This is a genomic window from Streptomyces pseudogriseolus, assembly GCA_002154585.1.
GTDB classification, from domain to species: domain Bacteria; phylum Actinomycetota; class Actinomycetes; order Streptomycetales; family Streptomycetaceae; genus Streptomyces; species Streptomyces pseudogriseolus.
On sequence record MUNG01000551.1, the window covers coordinates 1 to 3622 of the forward strand.

Genomic DNA, 3622 nt, shown 5'->3' on the forward strand with positions numbered 1-3622 from the left:
TTGTGCAACTAGTTGCACAATGGGGTGACGGAGGGCACAGCGTCAGGGCACAGCCTTCGGTTCGGACGTCGGCCTCACCTGCTCTCGAGACGGACGTGCAGTTCACGCTCCTGGTCGCCGGACACCTTGCTCAGCTCGCTCACCCGGAACAGGTCGTCCAGGGTGGTGCGGAACCGGTCGATCGCCCAGTAGCCGCCGTGCACGTCGGCGTCGACCGAGGAGGTCAGCCGCGCGGGCCTGGCCTCCCCCTCGTGCGCGTCGGCCACGTCGAACGTGCCGAGCCACACCGTGGGCCGGGTCTCGTGCAGTTCCTCGGGCACGTCGTCGGCGCACCGGTCCGACGAGAAGCAGGCGCACAGGGTGTCGAAGACGATCCGGGCGTCGTCCTTGCTGCATCCGCTGATCTCGACCGACACGGACTCCGGGTGCGTGGGCTCGTTGACCATCGTGATCGCTCCTTCCGTGGTCACACCGCCGTCCCCCGCCCAACCTCAGCAAAGCACCGGACACCGCGACGCACTACCCGCGCACCCCTCCCACGATGACGCGGCCGCGGTCACCGGCCAGGATGGTGGGGGAGCAGGAAAGGGACGACAGGAGCGGCGGAAAATCGCCCTCGCGCGCGGTACAACAAAGGGACGGCGGCGCGGCGACGGCGTGCCGCGGACTCGGCGAAGGCGGGGCGTGGGATGAGCGCAGCGTGGTCACTCCCGGCCGGCGGGGACGGTCCGGCGCGTCCCAGCGGGCTGCTCGACGTCCTGCGCGTGGCCTCGGTCGTCCTGGACGCCGAGGGGCGGATCGTGCTGTGGAGCCCGCAGGCGGAGGAGCTGTTCGGCTACACCGCGCAGGAGGCGCTGGGCCGGTTCGCCGCCCGGATCATGGTGCACGAGGAACACCTCGATCTGGTGAAGAAGCTGTTCGCCGAGGTCATGCGCACCGGGCGGAGCTGGGCGGGGGCCTTCCCGATCCGGCGCAAGGACGGTGAGACCCGGCTGGTGGAGTTCCGCAACATGCGGCTGCTGGACGACCGGGGGCAGGTGTACGCCCTCGGTCTCGCGGTCGACCGGTCGACGGTGCGGCGGCTGGAGCAGGACGTGGCGCTGTCCACCCGGATCGTCGCCCAGTCCCCCATCGGGCTGGCCGTGCTGGACGCCGACCTGCGGTACGTGTCGGTGAACCCGGCGCTGGAGCAGATGGACGGCCTGTCGGCCGACGAGCACCTGGGCCGCACGATGCGGGAGGTGCTGCCGCTGGTGGACGCGGCGGCCATCGAGGAGGCGGCCCGGGAGGTGCTGCGGACCGGGCGGCCGGTGGTCGACCGGTTCATGACCGGCCGCACCCCCGCCGACCCGGACGCCGACCACGCCTGGACGGTGTCCCTGTACCGGCTGGAGAACACCCTCGGCACGGTTCTCGGCGCGGCCGTGTCGGTGGTCGACATCACCGACCAGTACCGGGCGAACGCCGAGGCGGAGACGGCGCGCCGGCGGATCGCGCTGATCGCCGACGCCTCCGCGCGGATCGGGACCACGCTGGACCTGGACCGCACGGCCGGCGAGCTCGCCGACGTGGCCGTCCCGGAGCTGGCCGACGCGGCGGCGGTGGATCTGCTCGACGCGGTCGTACGGGGCCGGCGCAGCGTCCTCGGGCCGGAGGAGCCGGCGCTGATGCGGGCGGTGGCGGTGCGCCGGCTCGACGCGTCCGACGTGCTGCCGGCCGCCGACCCGCCGGGCCGCGTCATCCAGTACGCGCCGGACCGGCTGATCACCGAGTGCGTGCGCACCGGGCTGCCGGTGATGGTGCCGCAGGTGAAGGACGAGGACCTGCTGCGCATCGCCCGCTCCCCCGAGGCCGCGGAGATCCTGGCCCGGGCGGGCGTCCACTCGTATCTGGCCGTGCCGCTGACCGCGCGCGGTGAGGTGCTGGGCGCGCTCGACCTGATCCGCACGCGCCAGCCCCGGCCGTTCGACGAGGACGACCTGGTGCTCGCGCGGGAGCTGGCCTCGCGTGCGGCCGTGCAGATCGACAACGCCCGCTGGTACCAGAACGCCCGCGACACCGCGCTCACGCTCCAGCGCAGCCTGCTGCCCACCCATCCGTCCGTCACGGGCGGTCTGGAGGTCGCCTCCCGCTACCGGCCGGCGGGCGCCACCAGCGAGGTCGGCGGCGACTGGTTCGACGTGATCCCGCTGGACGGCGACCGTACGGCGCTCGTCGTGGGCGACGTGATGGGCAGCGGCATCCCGGCCGCCGCGACCATGGGCCGGCTGCGCACGGCCACCCACACCCTGGCGTCCCTCGGCCTCGACCCGGCGGTGCTCCTTGAGCACCTGAACCGGATCACGGTGGAGCTGGACGAGGCGATCGCCACCTGTGTCTACGCCGTCCACGACCCGCGTGAGCGGCGGTGCGTCATCGCCAACGCGGGCCATCTCCCCCCGGCCCGCATCCGCGCCGGCCGCACGCCCGAGCTGCTGGAACTGCCCACCGGGGTGCCGCTGGGCGTGGGCGGGGTCGCCTTCTCCACGACCACCGTCGACCTGGCGCCGGGCGACCGCCTGGTCCTCTACACCGACGGCCTGGTCGAGACGCGCCGCGACCCCCTCGACGCCCGCCTCGACCGCCTCCTCGCGCTCCTCGACACCCCGTCCCTCTCCCTGGACGAGGTCTGCGAACTCCTCCTGCGCACCCTTCACGAACCGGACAACGTCGACGACGTGGCCTTGCTGATCGCCCGGGTCACGGTGCCGGAAGGCTGAACGAGGGGGCGCGTACGGGGACGCACCCGGCCGGCCTCACCCCGCCCCGCCCGCGCGCCGCGTGCCGATCACCACCCGGGCCGGGCGGTCCTCGCAGACCGCGAGTTCCGCGTGGAGGCCCGCGTCCGTGAGGGCGGTCAGGGCGCCCGGGGTCTGGTGCGGGCTCGTTTCGATCAGGAGGCGGCCGTTCGGAGCCAGCCACGCGGGGGCCCGCGCGGCGACGCGGCGGAGGACGTCGAGGCCGTCCGTGCCGCCGTCGAGGGCGACGCGGGGCTCGTGGTCGCGGGCCTCCGCCGGGAGCAGGGCGATTTCGTCGCTGGGCACGTACGGGACGTTGGCGGCGAGGATGTCCACCCGGCCCCGCAGCCGTGCGGGCAGCGCGTCGAACAGGTCGCCCTGGTGGACGTGGCCGCCGAGGGACTCGACGTTGCGGCGGGCGCAGCGCACGGCGGCCGGGTCGATGTCGGCGGCGTGCAGGTCCACGCCGCCGCCGAGCGCCGCCGCCAGCGCCGCGCCGACCGCGCCCGAGCCGCAGCACAGGTCCACGACGACCATGGCGTCCGGTGCGAGGGCGAGCGCCTGCTCGACGAGGAACTCGGTACGCCGGCGCGGCACGAACACGCCCGGTTCCACGACGATCCGCCGGCCGCCGAACTCGGCCCAGCCGACGACGAGTTCGAGAGGGAGTCCGGCGGCGCGGCGGGCGGCCATCGCCTCGACCGCACACGGGTCGCCGTCCGCCGCGGCGAGGATCATGTCGGCCTCGTCCTCGGCGAAGACGCAGCCCGCCGCGCGCAGGGTGGCCGCGAGCGCGTCACGGGAGGCTGGGCCGAGTTCGGCGGCGCGGCGGGCGGCCATCGCCT

The 3622-nt window shown here is 74.4% G+C and carries 3 protein-coding genes; 1 reads left to right on the top strand and 2 read right to left on the bottom strand.

Features of this window, described 5'->3' with window-relative positions; translation table 11 throughout:
- Positions 1–74: 74 nt before the first annotated feature.
- Positions 75–446 (bottom strand): hypothetical protein, encoded by a 372-nt coding sequence (locus CCN29_RS32620; protein WP_006134490.1) that lies wholly within the window; start codon positions 444–446, stop codon positions 75–77.
- 243 nt (positions 447–689) lie between these two features.
- Here CCN29_RS32620 and CCN29_RS32625 point away from each other — a divergent pair, with 243 nt between their 5' ends.
- On the top strand, positions 690–2759 hold the full coding sequence (locus CCN29_RS32625; RefSeq protein WP_006134491.1) for a SpoIIE family protein phosphatase: 2070 nt from the start codon (positions 690–692) through the stop codon (positions 2757–2759).
- A gap of 36 nt (positions 2760–2795) precedes the next feature.
- Here CCN29_RS32625 and CCN29_RS32630 read toward each other — a convergent pair whose 3' ends face one another.
- Positions 2796–3617 carry a putative protein N(5)-glutamine methyltransferase gene (locus CCN29_RS32630; protein WP_086686126.1) on the bottom strand — a complete coding sequence of 274 codons (822 nt, stop codon included), beginning with the start codon at positions 3615–3617 and terminating at the stop codon, positions 2796–2798.
- Positions 3618–3622: the final 5 nt, after the last annotated feature.